The sequence below is a fragment of the Rhodococcus sp. 06-418-5 genome (assembly GCF_002258285.1).
GTDB lineage: Bacteria > Actinomycetota > Actinomycetes > Mycobacteriales > Mycobacteriaceae > Rhodococcoides.
In genome coordinates, this window is record NZ_NOYE01000035.1 from 22521 (window position 1) to 40448 (window position 17928).

Annotated in this window: 18 protein-coding genes and 2 pseudogenes; 5 read left to right on the forward strand and 15 right to left on the reverse strand. The window is 60.9% G+C overall.

Translation table 11 applies throughout. The features are described 5' to 3' along the window. Positions 1–32: 32 nt before the first annotated feature. Genes CH274_RS24670 through CH274_RS24705 form a run of 8 tightly spaced genes read right to left on the reverse strand, consistent with a single transcriptional unit; the run spans position 33 to position 7692 of the window. Positions 33–992, reverse strand: coding sequence for an MlaD family protein (locus CH274_RS24670; protein ID WP_230593002.1), 960 nt, complete (start codon positions 990–992; stop codon positions 33–35). After that, positions 989–2026 carry an MlaD family protein gene (locus tag CH274_RS24675; protein WP_032370850.1) on the reverse strand — a complete coding sequence of 346 codons (1038 nt, stop codon included), beginning with the start codon at positions 2024–2026 and terminating at the stop codon, positions 989–991. The genes CH274_RS24670 and CH274_RS24675 overlap by 4 nt, the downstream gene beginning before the upstream one ends. Beyond that, positions 2026–3075: an MlaD family protein gene (locus CH274_RS24680; RefSeq protein ID WP_032370849.1), complete on the reverse strand. Its 1050-nt coding sequence runs from the start codon at positions 3073–3075 to the stop codon at positions 2026–2028. Before CH274_RS24680 ends, CH274_RS24675 begins: the two co-directional genes overlap by 1 nt. Further along, positions 3069–4064, reverse strand: a complete 996-nt coding sequence (locus tag CH274_RS24685; RefSeq protein WP_032370848.1) for an MlaD family protein — start codon at positions 4062–4064, stop codon at positions 3069–3071. The genes CH274_RS24680 and CH274_RS24685 overlap by 7 nt, the downstream gene beginning before the upstream one ends. Next, the gene (locus tag CH274_RS24690) at positions 4061–5068 is read right to left on the reverse strand and encodes an MlaD family protein (RefSeq protein ID WP_032370847.1); all 1008 of its coding nucleotides are present in this window, start codon (positions 5066–5068) and stop codon (positions 4061–4063) included. Before CH274_RS24690 ends, CH274_RS24685 begins: the two co-directional genes overlap by 4 nt. Further along, the gene (locus CH274_RS24695; protein ID WP_032370846.1) at positions 5065–6102 is read right to left on the reverse strand and encodes an MlaD family protein; all 1038 of its coding nucleotides are present in this window, start codon (positions 6100–6102) and stop codon (positions 5065–5067) included. Before CH274_RS24695 ends, CH274_RS24690 begins: the two co-directional genes overlap by 4 nt. Positions 6103–6110: 8 nt before the next feature. Continuing rightward, the gene (locus tag CH274_RS24700; RefSeq protein WP_032370845.1) at positions 6111–6974 is read right to left on the reverse strand and encodes an ABC transporter permease; all 864 of its coding nucleotides are present in this window, start codon (positions 6972–6974) and stop codon (positions 6111–6113) included. 10 nt (positions 6975–6984) lie between these two features. Further along, positions 6985–7692 (reverse strand): MlaE family ABC transporter permease, encoded by a 708-nt coding sequence (locus CH274_RS24705; RefSeq protein ID WP_228139276.1) that lies wholly within the window; start codon positions 7690–7692, stop codon positions 6985–6987. Positions 7693–7982: 290 nt separating this feature from the next. Here CH274_RS24705 and CH274_RS30035 point away from each other — a divergent pair, with 290 nt between their 5' ends. From CH274_RS30035 to CH274_RS29830, 4 genes and pseudogenes are all read left to right on the forward strand, one after another. Continuing rightward, positions 7983–8492 carry a transposase gene (locus CH274_RS30035; protein WP_369597600.1) on the forward strand — a complete coding sequence of 170 codons (510 nt, stop codon included), beginning with the start codon at positions 7983–7985 and terminating at the stop codon, positions 8490–8492. 113 nt (positions 8493–8605) lie between these two features. Next, positions 8606–8818: pseudogene (locus CH274_RS30040) on the forward strand (IS3 family transposase); the annotation flags it as partial. Between the two features lie 7 nt (positions 8819–8825). Continuing rightward, entirely contained in the window at positions 8826–9152 is a 327-nt protein-coding gene (locus CH274_RS30045) for an integrase core domain-containing protein (protein WP_373453944.1), read from the forward strand. Between the two features lie 173 nt (positions 9153–9325). Then, a pseudogene (locus CH274_RS29830) lies at positions 9326–9445 on the forward strand (transposase); the annotation flags it as partial. A gap of 55 nt (positions 9446–9500) precedes the next feature. Here CH274_RS29830 and CH274_RS24720 read toward each other — a convergent pair. The 6 genes from CH274_RS24720 to CH274_RS24745 form a co-directional block, all read right to left on the reverse strand. Then, entirely contained in the window at positions 9501–10565 is a 1065-nt protein-coding gene (locus tag CH274_RS24720) for a BtrH N-terminal domain-containing protein (RefSeq protein ID WP_032370842.1), read from the reverse strand. A gap of 46 nt (positions 10566–10611) precedes the next feature. After that, a complete protein-coding gene (locus CH274_RS24725) occupies positions 10612–11448 on the reverse strand; it encodes an SDR family oxidoreductase (RefSeq protein ID WP_032370841.1) in 837 nt (278 codons plus the stop codon). Between the two features lie 395 nt (positions 11449–11843). After that, complete coding sequence (locus CH274_RS24730) at positions 11844–12584, reverse strand: transglutaminase-like domain-containing protein (RefSeq protein WP_094643799.1); 741 nt, start codon at positions 12582–12584, stop codon at positions 11844–11846. Between the two features lie 69 nt (positions 12585–12653). Then, positions 12654–13862, reverse strand: coding sequence for an NAD(P)/FAD-dependent oxidoreductase (locus tag CH274_RS24735; protein WP_094659246.1), 1209 nt, complete (start codon positions 13860–13862; stop codon positions 12654–12656). Beyond that, positions 13859–15247: a cytochrome P450 gene (locus tag CH274_RS24740; protein ID WP_094643793.1), complete on the reverse strand. Its 1389-nt coding sequence runs from the start codon at positions 15245–15247 to the stop codon at positions 13859–13861. The genes CH274_RS24735 and CH274_RS24740 overlap by 4 nt, the downstream gene beginning before the upstream one ends. 24 nt (positions 15248–15271) lie before the next feature. Then, positions 15272–15592, reverse strand: coding sequence for a 2Fe-2S iron-sulfur cluster-binding protein (locus CH274_RS24745; RefSeq protein WP_024793405.1), 321 nt, complete (start codon positions 15590–15592; stop codon positions 15272–15274). A gap of 109 nt (positions 15593–15701) precedes the next feature. On the opposite strand from CH274_RS24745, the gene CH274_RS24750 reads away from it, so the two are divergent. Beyond that, positions 15702–16730, forward strand: coding sequence for a helix-turn-helix domain-containing protein (locus CH274_RS24750; RefSeq protein WP_052068872.1), 1029 nt, complete (start codon positions 15702–15704; stop codon positions 16728–16730). Between the two features lie 138 nt (positions 16731–16868). On the opposite strand, the gene CH274_RS24755 is transcribed toward CH274_RS24750, so the two are convergent. Beyond that, positions 16869–17612, reverse strand: coding sequence for a recombinase (locus tag CH274_RS24755; protein ID WP_256988229.1), 744 nt, complete (start codon positions 17610–17612; stop codon positions 16869–16871). Positions 17613–17928: the final 316 nt, after the last annotated feature.

Consider the following 17928-nt stretch of genomic DNA (forward strand, 5'->3'; position numbering starts at 1 on the left):
ACTTACGGTGACAGTCGCTTGCGGACGGGGCGTCACCGTAGTGGCGGCGACACGGTGACGGGGACCTCGGCGCGACCTGGTCGCGACGCCGGGAAAGTTCGGCCGAGGAGGTCGCCGATCGACCCGAAGTCGACGTATGTGTCGGCAACTTTCTCGGTCGCCGGTTTCACCGCCCGGGTGATCGTCAGCAGATCCGGCTGCAGGATCTGAATATAGCCGTTGAGCTTTTCCACAAGCTTCAACACGGGAGGCCACTTGTCGTACGAGGTGGTTGTGAACCTGATGAACGCCCGTTGAATCCGCGCCAGCCCGTTCACGGCGTCAGGGGTGCGTACAGATGCCGTAGTGAGGACGTCCCCGGCATTGGACAAGAGGCCGAGCAGGAACTCGGCGTTGTCCGCGGTCACCCGGACGGACCCATCTTTGCCGACGAAATCGACTACACGGTGCATCATGTCGCCGATCGTGTCGAGGTCGTCCTGCCGTCCGGCGACGGCCTCGGCGACGGTCTTGTTGATGGACTCGATCGATTCCGGGTCGAGCCCATCTGCCACTGCAGCCAACTTTGGCAACACCTGGGGAACCGATTGCGACACGTGCACCGCGTCCGCGGGCACCACGTCTCCGTTATCGAAGTACCCACCGGTTGCCGTGCCCGCGGGCACGAAGTTGATGTACTGTTCCCCCGCGAGCGACAGATTCTGGATAGACATCTCGCTGTCCTGGGGGATCTTGTGGTCGGAATCGATCGTCATCTCGACCTTAATTGCCGAATCCGCGACGTTGATCGAGGACACCTTTCCGACGGGTACCCCCCGCACCATCACCGGCGATGTGTCCAGCAGACCGCCTGAGCTGTCGATGATGGCGGTTAACGAGTACTCGGAGCGGGTGGGGTTGATGTGTGCCACGCCGACGACGAGGTAGCCGAGCCCTACGACGAACACGACGGCGAGAGCCAGTATCGATATGAGCGTGCTGCTGCGGTTCACGGCATCATTCCGATTGATCTCAACACGGTTATGAAGGATTCGGCGTCACGCCGCGCTAGGTCCCGACCATCGATGGAGATGTCCGAGAGGTTGATGTCGGGCGACCGCACGAATGGAATGAGTTTGTCGCGGATGACGCTCGTTGCCTGCTCCGTGACGGACTTCGAGTAGATGTCGGAGTTGGCGATCGAATCGATCACCGGGGCGATCCCGGCCACTGACTCCTTGATCCGTAAGTACTCCGGATCCACGATCCTGCCCGCGGACACAGCGAAATCACGCAAGTTGGCGATGAGTAACGCGACCTCGATCAGGGAGTAGCCGAGGCCAGAAAAGTTGCGTCCGCCCTTGGTCAGCATCCGGTCGATTCCCGACGGATCGTCCAAGATCACTTTCAGAGTCTGATCAGCCGACCTCAACACTACGTCGAGTTTGTCGGTATTCGAGGAGACCTCCGAGACGGTCTCCAGCGTTGTCTGATACAGGGCGTCGAATTGCTGCAAGTCCTTGGGGAACGTGGTGTTCAATGTCGAGATCGCGGTGTGGATCTTGTCGAGCTCACCGCCGCCGAGAACATTCGACATCCCGCGCATGACGTCCTCGACATTTGCTGCCGGCTCGGTCCGTGCCAACGGGATCACCGAACCCGACCGCAGCAAGGCACCCGTCGACGGCTCGGCTGGGGGAAGGATGGCAACGTAGATCTCACCAAGGAGAGTGTCCTGACGTAGCTCAGCCCGCGATTCGCCCGGCAGCTGAGTCGTGTTGTCGATGCGAGCTTTCACGACCGCATGCCCGTTCTCGTACGTGACATCTTCGACGAACCCGACGCTGATTCCCCCCGAGAGAACTTTTGCGAGGGCCGGCAAGTTGAGTGCGCTGGTGAACTCCATCTGGATGTCGTAACCGTCCGCGTCGGAGGTCGCTATCGTCGGCGGATTGTCGGCGTTGATCCCACACGATGTTACGAAAACTATCGTTGCCATCAGTGCGACCACCATGGGTCCGAGGCATGCGCGATTTACCGAGATCATCAGGCCCCTCCCCCCATCATCCCTGCGATCGTCCTCGATACATCGCTGGACCCGCAGACTCCGTTTGCCACCGGCGCGGCGCAGCCACCGACCAGGCTTCGCAAAGGCAGCGACACTGCGAACGCCTGCACAATTGACTTGGCATCGGGGTGTTTCACGATGAGGTCTGCCGTGCGGGCTGCGATCGCTACCACCATGTCCGGCTGCTCTCCCATGTCGGCGATGAGCGGAACGGCAGCATCACCGATCGCGAATATCGGGGGACCGAAATCTGTTGCGAACCTCGAGAGGATCGGAACGAACGTCCCCGCGTACTCGACTGCCGCGCCGAAGGTCTGGCCGAACGCGATGATGACCTCGATGGCACCTACGAAGTTGTCGAAGAGGGCGGTCACCTCTTTGTCGTTCTCGGTTGCCACCCCCGTCAGTGCGGCGAGGTTCCCGACGATGCTGCGAATCTGCATATCCCGCTTTGCCGGGTCGTTGATGAGCGTGGCTGAGTCCTTGATGATCCCGGCCACGTCACCCTGCGTTCCTTCTAGATTGCGGGAGACGAGCTCGAGGGACTGCAAGATCGCGTCGGTGTTCCTGCCGTTGTCCTTGACCAGGTCCTCGGACAAGTTGCTGATCGAGTCGAGCGTCTGACTGATTCCCAGCGGGGTTCTCGTCTTACTCAACGGAATGCACTGATCCGTCTCGTATCGGGCTCCATCAGAGTACGGCTTGGTGAACTCGATTTGACGTTCGGTCACGATGGATGTCGACACCAGAGTCGCGCCGACGTCGGCGGGCAGCGGAACGCTCTTGTCGATCCGCATTTCGATCCTTACACCGGACTGATCACTATTCTGGTGCACCCCGACGACGCTGCCTATCTTCTTGCCGAGCATGGCTACTGTGTTGCCTTCGAAGAGGCCCGATGCGTCGGTGAACTCGGCACACAGGGAGCGCGTGTCGTCGGACACCCTCCCCCCTATTTCCACACTAGCGACCACCACAACCACCACGGCGATCAGGAGCAACAGTCTTCGGATCCATGTAGTCAACATTTGTCGTCACCACTCGGAATGCACACACGAACCTCTGGTTCTGTGGTAGTCGACGCACCGACCGGCGCCTGGAGGAGGACGCCGAGGCGCTGAGTGATCTGATCAACCTGGGCCAGGGCATCGGAGTAGCCTGGCAGCTCTGACGACACCTTGTCGAGGAGCGTCTTGTATTGTTGGACAGACGGTTCGATTCCATCGCTGTAAGCCACGAGCGGCCTCGTGAGAAGTTTGAACAGACGACTGAGAAGGTCGAACCCGCCGCGGACGTTCTCGATATCAGGTCCCAGCGTACTGGCAAGGAAGCTGAGTTGACGGAGAAAGTCGACCAGCACCTGTTTTTGATCGGCGAAAGCGTTGACGTATTCATCGGATAGAGCGACCGCTTTGTCGAGCTGACCGTACTGTCGCTCTAAGAGTTCCATCAAACTGCTGGTGTTCCTCAGTGCGTCGGGAATGTTTGTGTTGCCGTCGGAGAACGCATTCTGCAGCAGCGACGCAGTCTGACGGAGATCGACGCCCTTTACATCGCGGAACACCGGCGTCGTCGTCTCGAGCGTGTCCGAAATGTCGTAAGTACTCGATGTCTGAACAAGGGGGATCGCCCCCGACAGCGAGGTCGGTCCTGACCCTGGGTCCAGATCCAGAACTCGCCCGCCGATCGGCGTGATCAGGCGAACCGCTGCGGTGGCATCCGAACGGACTGGCACTGAGTCGTCGAGTCGAAATTCGACTGTGATAAATGTTCCCGCGAGGTCCACCGACGACACCGTTCCCTGTCTTATCCCCGCTATACGCACCTGATCACCCGACTCCAGCCCTCCGGTGTTGACCAGTTGCGCCGAGTACACCTTTTGGCCGGGCGGTGCGATATACACGGTCCCGGCGATTACCAGACCGACCACCACGGTCACCACCACCACAGCGGCGACGATGAGGTCGCGTCTGCGTTCGGACTGGTGATGCGGTCGATTTCGACTGAACAACCTCACTTACACACCACCAATCGTTGCCCCATAAGCGCAATCGTAGCTGTATCCGGCAGGGGCAGAAGGCCTTTCGAACATCGTGCCTCAGTCGGCGTGGAATTCGTCGAAGCGTTCAGCGAGTCCATAAGGGGCTTGAGCAGTACCGCGCCATTCAGTAGCCCCTCCAACTCCCCGGGTTCTCGCGCCAGACGCTGATAGATCGTCGCGAAACTCTGGTCGTAAGTTGACTCAAGTTGCTCCCCGGCGATGACAGTTTTCTCCATGGACCGGTTGACCTCGCCTAGCGACTCCCGCAACCGGTCACTCACGCGGCTGAAGGCGTCGACGATCGATCCCAGCTGGTCGACGAGTTCGACCAGCTGCGCCGAGCGGCCTTCGAGTTGGTCGGAGACCTGGCCGAGGCTCGTCACAATATTCGTGATGATCTCAGACCGCTGGTCCCCGTAGGCGGTGATGTTGGCGACCTGCTCCAGAACAGGCGATATACCCCTCCCATCACCTTGAGCAACGCGCAACAAGTTGGACTGCAGTTCATTGATCTCGTCGGCGTTAAGCGTGTCGAACACCGGCTTGAACCCGTTGAACAAGGTGGACACATCAAATGAGGGAACGGTCTTGTCGAGCGCCACCTGTGTAAGCGCCGCCCCCTGTGTCTTTCCCTGTGCCGCACCGATCAATTCGACATATCGCTGTCCGAGAAGATTCTGATAACGCACGGCGGCGGTAGTGCTCGACGTGATCGCGACGTCGTTGTTCAGTTGGAAATGAACGACCGCGGTGGGCCCTTTCAGGCCGATCGCCGTCACATATCCGACCTTTACTCCCGCCAAACGCACACCGTCGCGAGGCTTGAGCCCAGATGCATCGGAGAAGACCGCAGACCGTTCAGAACTCGCTCCGTCCGAGCTGGGTTCGAGGATGGCGATGATCACGTAGGTGAGAACGCCGATGACTGCGGCGAACGCGACGATCTTGACGATGGTGGGAATTAACGACTTGAGCTTCATCTTCTTGGTCCTCCTGCTGCAAGCGCGCTCTGCAGCGCAGGTGACGTCTGCACTACCAGGGCGACCTGAAGTTGTACTCGCTCGCCGACTTGCGGCGTGGCGTTGTCGATGCTGTCCAGGATCTGCGGGATGGTGTAAATGGTCTGCGCGAGTCCCGATGCCGATCTGGCGACCGGCCTCGCCAGATCGAGGCCGACGTCCAGTACCGAACTCAACGCCGGGTAGTTTTCGCTCAACAGTCCTCCCAGTCCCCCGAACAGAACCTCGCCGGTGCTGTTGAGGTTGCCTGTGGCCTGTTTGATGGCCTCGTCGGTGGCGAAGAAGTCAGCGACGTCGACGTTTATGAGGATGCCCGGAACGAACGGCGTCATGAAGTCGGCAACGCCCTGGGACAGGTCTGCCGCGATCGCCAAATCCTGGCCCACTGGCCGCTGTTGAACGTCCCGAGTGAGCTGCGCGATCTGGAACATGAGCTGGCCGGCATCGGCAAACGTTTGGGAATCATCGACGACAAACTTCACCACAGAATTGAACGCCGGCTGATCGAGAGCATCGACCAGCTTCGAGAGTTTTCGAATCAGGGTCGATACCGAAGTGTGTTCGGACTGCAGCTTGCTCACATAGACGCTGCCGCCATCACGGATGAGGACTCCCCGCCCGGGGTCCACAATCTCCAGTGCCGTCGGCCCCAGCGCGCTGGCGGACGTGTAATTCACGGCCATGCCCTGACGCAACCGGATGTCGTCGTTCACTCCGGTGAGCTCGATTTTCACATTTACACTTTGGTCGCGCCCCGACACCGAGGACACCTTGCCCACCGTGAAGCCCCGATACTTCACCTCCGATCCGCCCTTCAACCCGTCACCAACCGCGTCGGTGGTGATCGTCACTGTCGTGTTGTCTTCATATTTTCCGGTCGCGTTGCCCGCCAGAAGATAGCCGGCAACCGTCACTACGACGAGAACCCCGATCCCGCGCAGGGTCAAGTTCGCCAGTGAGGGCGCGCGTCCTGATGGATCTTGAAATACAGCCACTTGAACTCCTAGCCCGAAATCTGGACGCCCGAATCGAAACCCCACATCAACAGGGTTAAGATCATGTCCTCCACGACGATGATGATGAGACTGCTGCGGATCGCTCGACCAGACGCGCGGCCGACGCCTTCTGCCCCGCCGCTGGCGTAGTAACCCTGGTAGCTGTGGATGATGACGACCGACACCACGAAAACGAGGACCTTGATGACTGAGAAAGCCAAATCCTGCGGTTTGAGGAACGCATCGAAATAGAAGTCATAGGTGCCAGCCGACTGGCCGTGTAGAAGGATGACGACCAGCTTGGCCGCGCCGAAACTGAGTATCAGCGTTACGATGTAGAGGGGGATGATGGTAGTGATCGCCGCGACTACACGCGTGCTGACGATGTACGGAATCGGCCGCACCGCCATCGACTCGAGCGCATCGATCTCTTCGGCGATACGCATCGAACCTATTTCCGCAGTGAGGCGACAGCCGGCCTGGGCTGCGAAGCCGATCGCGGCGATCATCGGTGCCAACTCTCGAGTGTTGGCGTATGACGAAATGAATCCCGTAAGAGACCCCATCCCGACCAGGTCTAGCGAGGCGTAGCCCTGGATGCCGATGGACGCCCCGACAGCCATTCCGAGAATCACAAGCACGATCGCGGTACCCCCGCCGACCAGTACAGCGCCTCGTCCCCAGGCAAACTCCTGTATGAATAAAAACGTCTGTCGTCGATAGGTGGTTGCGACGTGCCGAATTCCGGCGACGGTGTCGATGGTGAATGTTGTAATGTGCCCGAGCTGCGCGGGGACCTCAGCGAGGGGTGTCACAGCACGCACGATCGGACGAGTAACCAAAGTATAACGGGTGGATGGTACTGCGGTCACGTGTTCTCCGTCATCCGATGGTCTGCGGGACGAACATGATGGTCAGTTGGGTGATGAACACGTTGATGACGAAGCACGCCACCACCCCTAGGACCACGGTGGCGTTGACAGATGTAGCCACACCTTTGGGGCCACCTTTCGTGGACAGGCCCCGATGACACGCGATTGTCACGACCACGAGACCGAACACCACTGACTTGATCAGCGCTACAAGGATGTCCGCCGATGATGCGAACGATGCGAACGATGCGACGTAGCTCCCCGGCGTGATGCCCTGGACGTTGACGCTAAGGATGTAGCCAGCCACGAGACCGGTAAACACGATGAGCATGCATAACATCGGAGCGACGATGAGAACCGCGACGAATCGAGGTGCGACGAGTCGACGTGTCGAATTTAGTCCGAGCGTCTCCATGGCATCGATTTCTTCACGGACGGTGCGTGCGCCAAGGTCAGAGGCGATGGCCGACCCTGCCGCACCACCGAGCAGGAGCGCGGTGACGATCGGTGCCCCCTGCTGAATGATCCCGAGTCCACCGGCGGCTCCGGCGATAGATGTGGCCCCGACCTGCTGGGTTAGACTTCCGACCTGCACCGAGACGATGACGCCAAACGGAATCGCGACCAGGATCGCTGGCAACGTCGTTACGGTGATGACGAACCACGTCTGTGTGACAAACTCCCGAAACGGAAACCGTCCGGTGACAATATCGCGCACGGCCCACCGCAGTGCCTGGCCGGCGAGGGCAATCGAATTTCCAAAGGTCACAAGACTGGCTGTCGCTCGACCAGCAATTTCTGTATAGATACCGGTCTCCTCTTCTGTCTGCGCAGCTCGTCGCGATAAGGTGTTCGCACAGTATCAGGTACGTGCAGTACCTGATACATGGTTTCGGGAACTTCCGTCGGATTAATCAGCTGACAGGTTGGCGTGTCCCCAAGTGAACGGAGCCATCTCGATTTAGAGCCTTGTTGCCCATGAGCTGGGCGGATAGGACGATGGAAAACATGGCTGGACGGAAACGCAACTCTGCCGAGGGCATCGTGCGCAAGCTGCGCAGTGCCGACGAACTGACCGCTGCGGGCAAGACGCAGGAGGAGATCGCGGCGGCGCTCGAGGTGTCGGCGGCGACGTTGTACAACTGGCGGCGTCAGTACGGCGGGATGGACACCGATGCCGCGAAGGAACTCAAAGAGTTGCGCGAGCAGAACGGCAAGCTCAAACGGTTGCTCGCCAAGGCCGAGCTGGAGAAAGATGCACTGCGGGAGGTAGCGAAAGGGAAGATTCTGAGCCCAGCCGCCAAGCGCAGCGCTGTCGACATGCTCGTGTACACCATGAGTCTGTCGAAACGACTGGGCGTGCGAAGCTGTTGGGCTTACCCGCTCCACCTACGCACGAACACCGATCGCCGACGCAGCCCTGAGGGCCGCGTTGCGGACGTACGCAGGCTCGCATCCACTGCACGGCTTCCGCCGCGCCTGGGCGCATCTGAGGCACGACGAGGGGCTTGTCGGTGAACAAGAAGAAGGTCCACCGGCTCTGGAAGGAGGGTCTGCAGGTTCGAATCTACCATCCCCGCAAACGCGCCGGCATCAGTTCATGACCGCAGGTCGAAGCCGATGCCCCGAAAGTGTTGTGGGCTAAGGACTCTCAGTTCGATTCGACCGTCGATGGTAAGGCGATCAAGATCGCGTCGATGATCGACGAACACACCCGGCAGTCCCTCTTGAATATCGTAGAGCGGTCGATCACCGCACAGCGGCTGACCGGCGAGCTCGACAAGACGTTCGTGCTGTGGGACGGGCCGCCGCAAGTGCTGCGGACGGACAACGGTCCGGAGTTCATTTCCCATGTGCTGCAACATTTCTGCGCGACCGTGTCGGTATCTCCTACATCCAGCCGGGGACGCCGTGGAACAACGGACACATCGAATCCGTCAACAATCGACTACGGAGGGCCTCAACCGCAATCACTGGACGAGCTTGCTCGAAGCGAGGGTGGTGATCGAGGACTTCAAAGACCACCACAACCATCGACACCGGCACTCATCACTCGGATACCTCACGCCGCCCTGGGGGTCCCTCCCGCTTGCGGGGGCGTACGCTGCCCGATGCACCCACAACCACCAACCGGTCGAGGGCTGCGAGGTCGCTGAATCAACTACACCATGGATCTAGAACACGGTGGCCCGACTTATCGGGGACCTGCCAAGGTCGCCTCGTCGAGCGTTGAAAACGTCGGCGAGGTTGCAGATGAGGGTCATCCACCCCGCAGCCCAGTGGCTGGCGTCGTGATCTGATCGGCCCAGGGATTCGGACACTAGACCCGCTTGGAATAGGGATCTACAAGCATGAGCAGATCGCGTCGATCTTTCAGCACCGAGTTCAAAGACGAACTGTGCCGAGAGGTCATCGACTCTTCCAAGCCGATCAGTGAGGTCGCCAGGGCGTACGGTGTCGGCGACGACAGCTGCAGCACAGTGCGATGCGCCCCGTGTACCGCGCGCCATCGAACGACGGTGGGCATCATCTCGTGATGGCGGACAGCGAGCGTGAAGCAGACTCCAGGGACTCCACCAGGATCAGCTCGAGTTCCGACAGTCTGGCAGCCGACACGGCCACCGCAGCTGCGCGTGTTCGTACATCGAGACCGCGTTGTGTTCCGGCGCGGGCAGTTTCGGTCCAGGCCTGGGCGCAGTGATCGGCGGCCACCGCGAGGTCTGCGGTAGCGGGATCACCGGTCAGACGTGCAATCTCGGTACAGCCGTCGGCGAGAAGCCGACGAAAGAGCCCGCCTCCGGTTCCGGCCTTTTCGATGAAGATACCGAGACTGAACAGCAGCGTCTCGAGGTCATCGGGCGGAAGGTCGACCCAGCTCTTGACGTCGGTTGCCAGCTGGTCGACCGCGGCCAAACCGTCGGCACCGGCTGCTGGTATGTGGTCGGCTATTCCCGGTGTCGATGGGGCGTGCATGCTGGCGGCGGATCGGGCGAAGGCCGCGGCCGCGGCAGTCGACACGGGCGGCAGTGTCTGCGGCCACGTGATTCGGTACGTGCAGTGACGTGTCGGTTGCGGGAACGAGGTGGAAGATCGCGCCCGAGCCAGCGCGTCGAGCGGGATCTTCTGCACGTCGGCCCGATCGTTGTCGACGACCGAGGCAGTCCCCCCGATCTCGTCGTAGCCGATCACCACGATGTCGTGGCGACTCATCTGCAGTTTCACCCGTAAGTAGGGCAGCTCAGCGATATCGGCCCAGACCAGACTGGGTCGTCCCGCATCGATGTCGTCGCGAACCCATGACCATCCCTCACCGGGATCGTCGGTCGTGAGAACCTCGACTTGTCCGCCGAGCCTGCGCGGTAAGTCGATCTCGAAGTCGGCACCGCGGCCGACCAGGTACATCGGTGGGACCAGGTCGTCCGATCGCAGGTAGGACAAACCGAGATCACCACCCAGTGCGAACACCAACCCCTCGTCGGGTGGTCCGTCCCATCCCAGACCGTGCCAATGGAGAAGGTCTCGCATTGCACCTGACCCGCAGTGCCCTCCCATCCGGTGGGGATAGTTCTCGATCAGAGTCGTGTGGGGCACTGTGGCTGCCTTTCGGGTGGTTGGTCGAGCGCGCGTGTCGGCATGCTCAGCTGTTCTGGATTCTGTCGAGATACGTTCGGCGAGCAGTCATGTCGACGTCCGCGAGGAACACCGAATCTGTGTTCAGGGCCGCACCCAGTCCGGTCGCCAGCCGCCGGGGGACGAATTTCACCGCCGCGACCATTGCGCCTGCGAGACGGGTGACGCGGACGAAGGGGCGTGGATTCTCGATCAGATCTGCTGTCGCGCGGGCGATTTCCTCCGGCTCGGCGTTGCGTAATCCCTTTGCGCCGGCGGTTCCGGCGACGAGTTCGGTGTTGGTTAACGTCGGGCGGACTGTGGACAGTCGAACCCCTGACTTGCGGTACTCCAGTCGTGCGGCCTCTGTGAATCCGATGACTGCGAACTTGGTAGCGCAGTAGGTCGCCAAACCAGGTACCGCGAGCTCGCCGGCCAATGACGCAGTGTTGATGATGTGTCCGGTGCGGCGTGGCAGCATTCGCTGAAGAGCCAGTTTGGTCCCGAAGATGACACCCAGGACGTTGATCTCGACTTGCCTCCGGGTTATTGCATCGTCCTCTTCGTGGGCGTGGCCGGTAGGCATGATGCCCGCGTTGTTGATCAGGATGTCGAGGGGTCCGAGTTCACGTTCGACCAGGTCCAGAAACGTTGTGAACGAGTCAGGTTCGGTGACGTCGAGTCGGGTGACGACCTTCACCCCGAGTTCGGCGGCGGCCTCCTTCGCACGTGCCTCGTCGATGTCGCCGATGGCGACCCGGTGGCCTCGTCGAATCAACTCCTTCGCTGTCTGATAGCCGATGCCTCGAGCTCCACCTGTGATCGCTACGGTCCTGGCGGGGGTGTGAGGTGCGTTGTTTGTCATCTGCTGCGCTCCTTGCATAGATAAGAGACATCGGTAGACGCCGTTCGGGCCGCTCTCGCGGTGGTGGCTGCGCACACGAAAGAGGGATATGGGTATCGCGCGGCGTCTCGTGCCCGGGGAGGCGTTCGGATCGGTCGTTCATCGCCCGCAGCCGCAATTCCAGCGGCAGAGCGAGTCTCGTCTGTTCGGTGTAACTTCCGGTGTCGGCCTCAACACGGCCGCGCCGACGAGACAGTCATACGGCACAGCTCTGCCAGCAGGTATCGGCTCACCCGATTCGAAGGTGTCCGAGGTAGTCCGAGTGGTCACGCCGTGGTTGTTCGCGGAGAGAGCTCCGACCGATCGGCAGTCGGCCGCGATACGGGGTTCAAGACGTATGTTCTCACCGCTTGTGTTCATCGAGACTCCCGCGGAAGGTTTCGATCCCCGGGAGTTTCGTCCGGCCGGGTGCGGCCGGTGAAAACATCATCGAGTGGGTGAGCGCCCGTGAAGATCGTGGGGCCGTAGGAGTGCCGAAGCACCGTCAAGATCGCGTTCAAGGGTAGGTCGTCGAAGACTCCTCGTTCGCGGACATACTCCATGTGCTGGGCTCCGTCTGCGGTGAAGGCATGCATGAGAGCATCGCGATCGCCGTCGAATTCCACTGGCGGCACGCCGAAACGAGCGCACAACTCGACATTGAATGCCGGCGTGGCCTTCAACCACCGGCCCTCGATGTAGAGGCGACTGTAGCCGTGGTAGACGAACAGGTCGGTGCCGCCCATCAGCGTGCGCAACGTCTCGGTCTGCAGGTGATTTCGGACGTCGGCGAAGCCGAGCAGTGCTGGGATACCCGCCGCCCGGCACACTGCGGTCAACAGCACCGCCTTCGGGACGCAGTAAGCGCGCCCGGCCTCGAGGACGAAGCTCGCTCGATAGTGGGCCGGATCGTCCGACACGGTGTATGGGTCGTACCAGATTCGGTCGCGGACGGCGGCGAAGAGGCGTCTGGCCTTGTCACGGTCGCTGCTCGCATCTCCGATTGCCGCGGCGGTGAACGCCCGCACGGATTCGTGCTCGATGTCGAGGAAGTCCGTTGCTCCCAGGTATGCGTGTGGTGGCTGCGTAGTATGTGCTCCGGGCGGGCGGTCTGTCATGGTCATCGCTGATGTTCCCTTCTCTGAGCAAACCGGTTGCTGTTGTGTGCACAACGACCGAAGGATCGGTCAGTTGCGCGCGAGTCCGCCGAGCATCAGGTCTTCGCGTTGGACGGGGAGTCGCTGGGCGATCACCCGTTTGCTGTACATGAACTCGCGCGGGCGACCTATGCAGTCGGCGGCAATGAGCTCACCGGCCTGGAGATAGAAGCAACTGAAATCACTGTCGCGGGTGGGGTCACCGCTGAGAACCACTTCGTCGTATCCAGTGTTGAGGCCGGCGATCTGCAGCTTGAAGTGATACTGATCCGACCAGAACCACGGCAACGCTTCGATTTTTCTGGACTTCCCGCAGGCGGTCGACGCAGCGACTTTGGCCTGCTCTCCTGCGCTCGAGACGGACTCCAACCGTAGTCGACGGCCGTAACGGGCCATGTCGTGGCTCGCGCAGTCCCCCGCCGCCATGATGTCGGGGTCGTTGGTCCGAGTGTGATCGTCGATCACGATGCCGTTGTCGATGACAAGACCCGCATCGGCGGCGAGGTCGGTGTTCGGCTCGACGCCGACACCGACGATGACCAGATCTGCGGGGATCGATTCTCCGCTGGCCAAGGTGATTTCACGAACCTCACGGTCACCGGACAGGCACTGAACCATCGCGTTCGTTCTGATGTCGACTCCCTGTTCGCGATGTATCCGCTCGAAGAACGTCGATACCTCGGGAGCAGTGACCCGCTCGAGCACACGCCCAGTTGCCTCGAGGACTGTGACCTGTACGCCCAGTGCGCGCAGCGATGCCGCTGTCTCGAGTCCGATGTAGCCGCCTCCGACGATCACCACCCGCTGGCCAGGGCCGGTGGCCATACGGATCCTCTCGACGTCCGCTGCGGTGCGCAGGTAGTAGACCCCGTGGAGATCGGCCCCGGGAACGGTGAGCCGACGAGGGCGGGCTCCCGTGCACAGCGCGAGCTTGTCGTAGGCCAGCTTCTCCCCGGTGTCGAGAACGACGTTGCCTTCCGACCGAACGATGGTCTCCACCTGCGCGTTCAGGAGCTGAATACCTTGCTTGGAGTAGAAGTCCGTGCTGCGAATGGCGATATCATCGAGTACGCATTTGCCCGCCAGGTATGCCTTCGACAGCGGGGGGCGTTGATAGGGAGCGGCAGACTCGTTACCGATGAGGACGATGTCGCCTGTCCAACCTTCTTGGCGCAAACTAGCTGCCAGTTGTGCCCCAGCATGGCTTGCGCCGACGATGATCGCCCGTTGCGATGTCATGCGCTGGAAGTAGGCGTCAGGCGCACCATCATCTTGCTGATGCCCCGCACGAAATTCGACTGAACATACTCGGGGTCGCCGACGACCTCGATGTTCTCGAAGCGGGGAAGCAACTCCTCCCACAGAATCCGCAGCTGCATTTCGGCCAGCCGATTGCCCATACACCGGTGCACACCGAATCCGAACGCGATGTGATTGCGCGCATTGGCACGATCGATGATGAAATCATCAGGATTCTCGAAAACGCGTTCGTCGCGGTTACCCGAGGCATACCACATCACCAATTTGTCACCCTTGCGGATGAATTGTCCGTTCAGAACGGTGTCGGCTTTGGCGATTCGGCGCATGTACGCCAAGGGTGTTTGCCATCGGATGATTTCCGAGTTCATGTTGGGGATCAAATCGGGATTGGCCTTCAATTTCTCGAACTGGTCGGGGAATTGGTTCAACGCAAGAACGCCACCGCTCATCGAGTTTCGCGTGGTGTCGTTGCCACCGACGATCAGCAGGACGAGGTTGCCCAGAAATTCCATCGGACGATCGATCAGATCCTTGGTGTCCTCGTTGCTCTGCAACATGGTGATCAGATCGAAACCGGACTCTTCCCCTGCAGACCTCCTGGCTGCTTTGTCATGCCAGAGAGCGCTGAGGCCACGGGCCATGTCACGCATGCCTTCGAACACCTCGTCGTTGTCCGAGGGCCCACCGTTGGCTTGCTCCATCGAGGTTGCCAAATCGGACCAGTAGACGAGTTTGCGGCGTTGTTCGTAGGGGAAATCCAGAAGAGTTGCGAGCATCCGAGCTGTCAACTCGATCGAGACATTCTGCACCCAGTCGAACGGCTCGTTCAAGGGGAGGTCGTCCAATACCTCCCGTACGCGCGATCGGATCAGTCCCTCCATCTCCCGGAGGTTCTTCGGTGCGACAACCCCCTGGACGGCAGCGCGCTGCTTGTCGTGGCGTGGTGGGTCCATCGCGATGAACATCTCGATATCGAGAAACCGGGGCGGAACGCCGATGACGATGAACGGTTCGGCCGAGAACACAGCGTGATTCTTGTCGACGGCCACGATATCGGCATGGCGCGTGACCGACCAGAACGGGCCGAACGGACTATTGGGTTGGTAGTGCACCGGTGCCTCGTTCCGCACGCGCTCGAAGTACGACTGCCACCGCCCTTGTCTGTAAAGAAAGGGGTTACTGAGGTCGATGTCGGCGAGCTCGACATCCTCGACCGGTGGGATGGGACTTTCGACGAAGATCTTCTTGCCATTCGTGCCAGTCACCCACCGTCGGGTCTTGTCGTACAAATGAGCGCCCTGGATCTGCAGCCCTATCGGGATGGTCGACTGGACCTTGTCGGCGATCGACTCAGAAACTTTCATGCTGTCGTGCCTGCCTTTCGCACATCACAATTGGAATTCAGGTGTTCGAACGATCAGGCCATCCCACGCTTCCGAGGCCACCATCTGGCACGACAACCGAGACGTGGGTTCACGCTCGGGGTTCATCGCCAGCATCTCCTCCTCGTCGGCGCCGGACAGACCCACCTCTCCTGACCACTGCGGGTCGACGATCACATGGCAGGTGCCACAGGCCGTTTCGCCCCCACAGTCTCCATCGATCCCCGGCACAGCATTGTCGGTTGCAATCTGCATCAGCGAGCGACCTTCGACCAGAGCCGCCTCGTGCTTCTCACCATCGTGGGCGACGAAAATTACAGCTGCCATGTCAACTCCTCGTTTTCCGGCGTGATTGACGAAAGTGTCGTCGCAAACGCGGGTGACGGCTATGTTCGGTGGAGTCATAAACTTGTGAATTCGGGTCAAAGGGGTCACCGTGAAGCTGAGCGACGAGGGCGTGCCACCGCTTGCGTTCGTTCAGTTGCTCGAACGCCGCGCACTCGACCCTGACGCCGCCGCGCGGCTTCGTGTGATCATGCACCGCGAAGGAACCAGTGAAGCGACGCTCATTCAGCATGACGTTCAGGCACCGATACGGTGGTTTCGGGAGGTCTATCCCGAACTCGATATCGCCCAGGCCACTCGACTCGGATTTGCGTTTGCCGAGCAGGCCCAGTTGACATCGTTCGGGCCTCTGAGTTCACCTTTGATCAGCGCTGGTTCGGTCGCCGAGATCGTCGACCTCCTGACATACCTACCATTGATCTCCACGGCGTTGAAGTCGCAGTTCCACACCGGCGACTACGGTCTGATCGTCGGGCTCACTGCGCACACAGGCGATTCCGCACTGGACTGCTTGGTCATCACCTACGGTGGGTCGGCGTTACTACGACTGCTGGACATGCTCGCCGGTGACATATCGCCGGTGACACTCCATCTGAGCTGGCCGGAGCCGGCCGAGGTGAGCCACGACGAAGGTCCGGGGGCGAATCGCCGGTTCTTCGACGCTCCGATTTCCTTCGTCCACGTACCCGAGGAGACCCTCAACAAGGCTTGTCGCTTCTCGGACCCCCTCGCATATCGTCTCGCTATCGCTGATCTGCAGCGAACACTCGCCCAGCGGAGTGGGTCCATGTCATCCGCCGAGAAGGTGAGGCAACAGTTGGAAAAGGACCTCGGACAGCGAACCAACCATGATGTTGCACAAGCATTGTCGATGTCGAGTAGCACGTTGAAACGGCGGCTTGCCGAAGAAGGAACCACCTATAGCAAGGTGCGCCACTCGCTGCTGTACGAGCGCGCGATGCTACGGCTCCTCGACCGATCGGTTTCGGTCAGCGAGATCGCTACCGAACTCGGATACAGCGACCTCGCCAACTTCTCTCACGCCTTCAAACGCTGGACCGGACGCTCTCCGAAAGATTTCCGAAATCCCCGACTCTCAGACGACCCGGTTTCGACGTAGACCCCGCAGAACGGGGTCGAGATCGATGCCTCCGTTCGTCCGCAACCTGATCGATCTTCGTCTCGGAGATGACGGAGACGTCGCCGCCTCCGTGCCATGAGAAGAAGAGTGTGTGCAAACCGGAGTACCAACCACTAGTCACTCGACGGTGTCGGTCGGCACGCGTGTGGTCTCCGATGCGAGAAAGTCGACGAGTGCTTCCAACAGGCTGTCCGCGCGGGTTTCGACATCGGCCAGGACAGAGTCCAGGTCATCGAGAAGACCGTGGGCGTGTCTACGCGCAAGCGTTCCGCGTTCGTAGTAGCCGGGGTCGAGCACGACCCGCGGTACTGGATCCGGTGCAGTGCTCTGCTCCGGCTGTTGTGACCGCGCAGTGGGCTGCAGGTGGGTGGGTGCCCTTCCGTCCCAGTGCATTCGCACGATGCCCGCTACCGCGCGGGCGGTCAGCGGAGTCGCAGCCAACGGGGTGTGGCCCCACCGGTCGATCGCAGTCGACAGCGGATGTTGACCGGCCGGGTCGAAATACCGGTCGTATCCGCCGAGCCCGGTGCCGTCCACGGCATCGAAAGCGTCGGCGAGCATTCGGGTGCTCGGATACCGGGCCTGATGGCCGAGCACCTCACACCAGCGCTGGTACACCGTGCGCGGAGAAATGCCCGTCCCCGCCAGCGCGAGGGAGGTGAGGGTATGAACGCCGCGGCCTGTCTCGATGCGAAGGGCGTCGAGACCCGCATCGGCGGTGACATCGCATGCCCGCAGGGCCGCGATCTGCGTGTACGGCAGACCTGTCGTAGCGAGCATGAGGATCAGCGCGTCTCTGCGCGCGAACAACGCTGACGGCCAACCGTATTCGGGGAGTCGGGCGATGATTCCGCCGATCACGGCTGCCACCTCCTGCAGGCGCGACGTGCGGGCCCCATCCAGCGCAGCCCGGACGGTCTCAGCGCGCCCTGGAGGAGGTAATAGATGCCGATGATGAGCGGAGTCGATCACCGCGATCCGGCGGCGTTGGGTCGTCGGCGCGGCGGGGTGCGCATACAGGAACCGAGCAAGTGACTCAGGAGAGGCCGCCAATGGGGGTTCGCCATGGGCGGTGCACCAGTCCTCGAACAGTGACCACGTGTGCCGATCCCGCCTCGGTATCGACGTGTTCGTGATGTCCGATGCACGTATCGGACAAGGGCGGTCGTCGTGGTCA

What these genes read in the sequence shown, in the direction of transcription:
- CH274_RS24730 (WP_094643799.1), bottom strand. Translation starts at nt 12,584, where the DNA reads ATGACAGACCGCCCGCCCGGAGCACATACTACGCAGCCACCACACGCA.
- CH274_RS24735 (WP_094659246.1), bottom strand. Translation starts at nt 13,862, where the DNA reads ATGACATCGCAACGGGCGATCATCGTCGGCGCAAGCCATGCTGGGGCA.
- CH274_RS30045 (WP_373453944.1), top strand. Translation starts at nt 8,826, where the DNA reads ATGTGCTGCAACATTTCTGCGCGACCGTGTCGGTATCTCCTACATCCA.
- CH274_RS24745 (WP_024793405.1), bottom strand. Translation starts at nt 15,592, where the DNA reads ATGGCAGCTGTAATTTTCGTCGCCCACGATGGTGAGAAGCACGAGGCG.
- CH274_RS24690 (WP_032370847.1), bottom strand. Translation starts at nt 5,068, where the DNA reads ATGAAGCTCAAGTCGTTAATTCCCACCATCGTCAAGATCGTCGCGTTC.
- CH274_RS24725 (WP_032370841.1), bottom strand. Translation starts at nt 11,448, where the DNA reads ATGACAAACAACGCACCTCACACCCCCGCCAGGACCGTAGCGATCACA.
- CH274_RS24675 (WP_032370850.1), bottom strand. Translation starts at nt 2,026, where the DNA reads ATGATCTCGGTAAATCGCGCATGCCTCGGACCCATGGTGGTCGCACTG.
- CH274_RS24740 (WP_094643793.1), bottom strand. Translation starts at nt 15,247, where the DNA reads ATGAAAGTTTCTGAGTCGATCGCCGACAAGGTCCAGTCGACCATCCCG.
- CH274_RS24680 (WP_032370849.1), bottom strand. Translation starts at nt 3,075, where the DNA reads ATGTTGACTACATGGATCCGAAGACTGTTGCTCCTGATCGCCGTGGTG.
- CH274_RS30035 (WP_369597600.1), top strand. Translation starts at nt 7,983, where the DNA reads ATGGCTGGACGGAAACGCAACTCTGCCGAGGGCATCGTGCGCAAGCTG.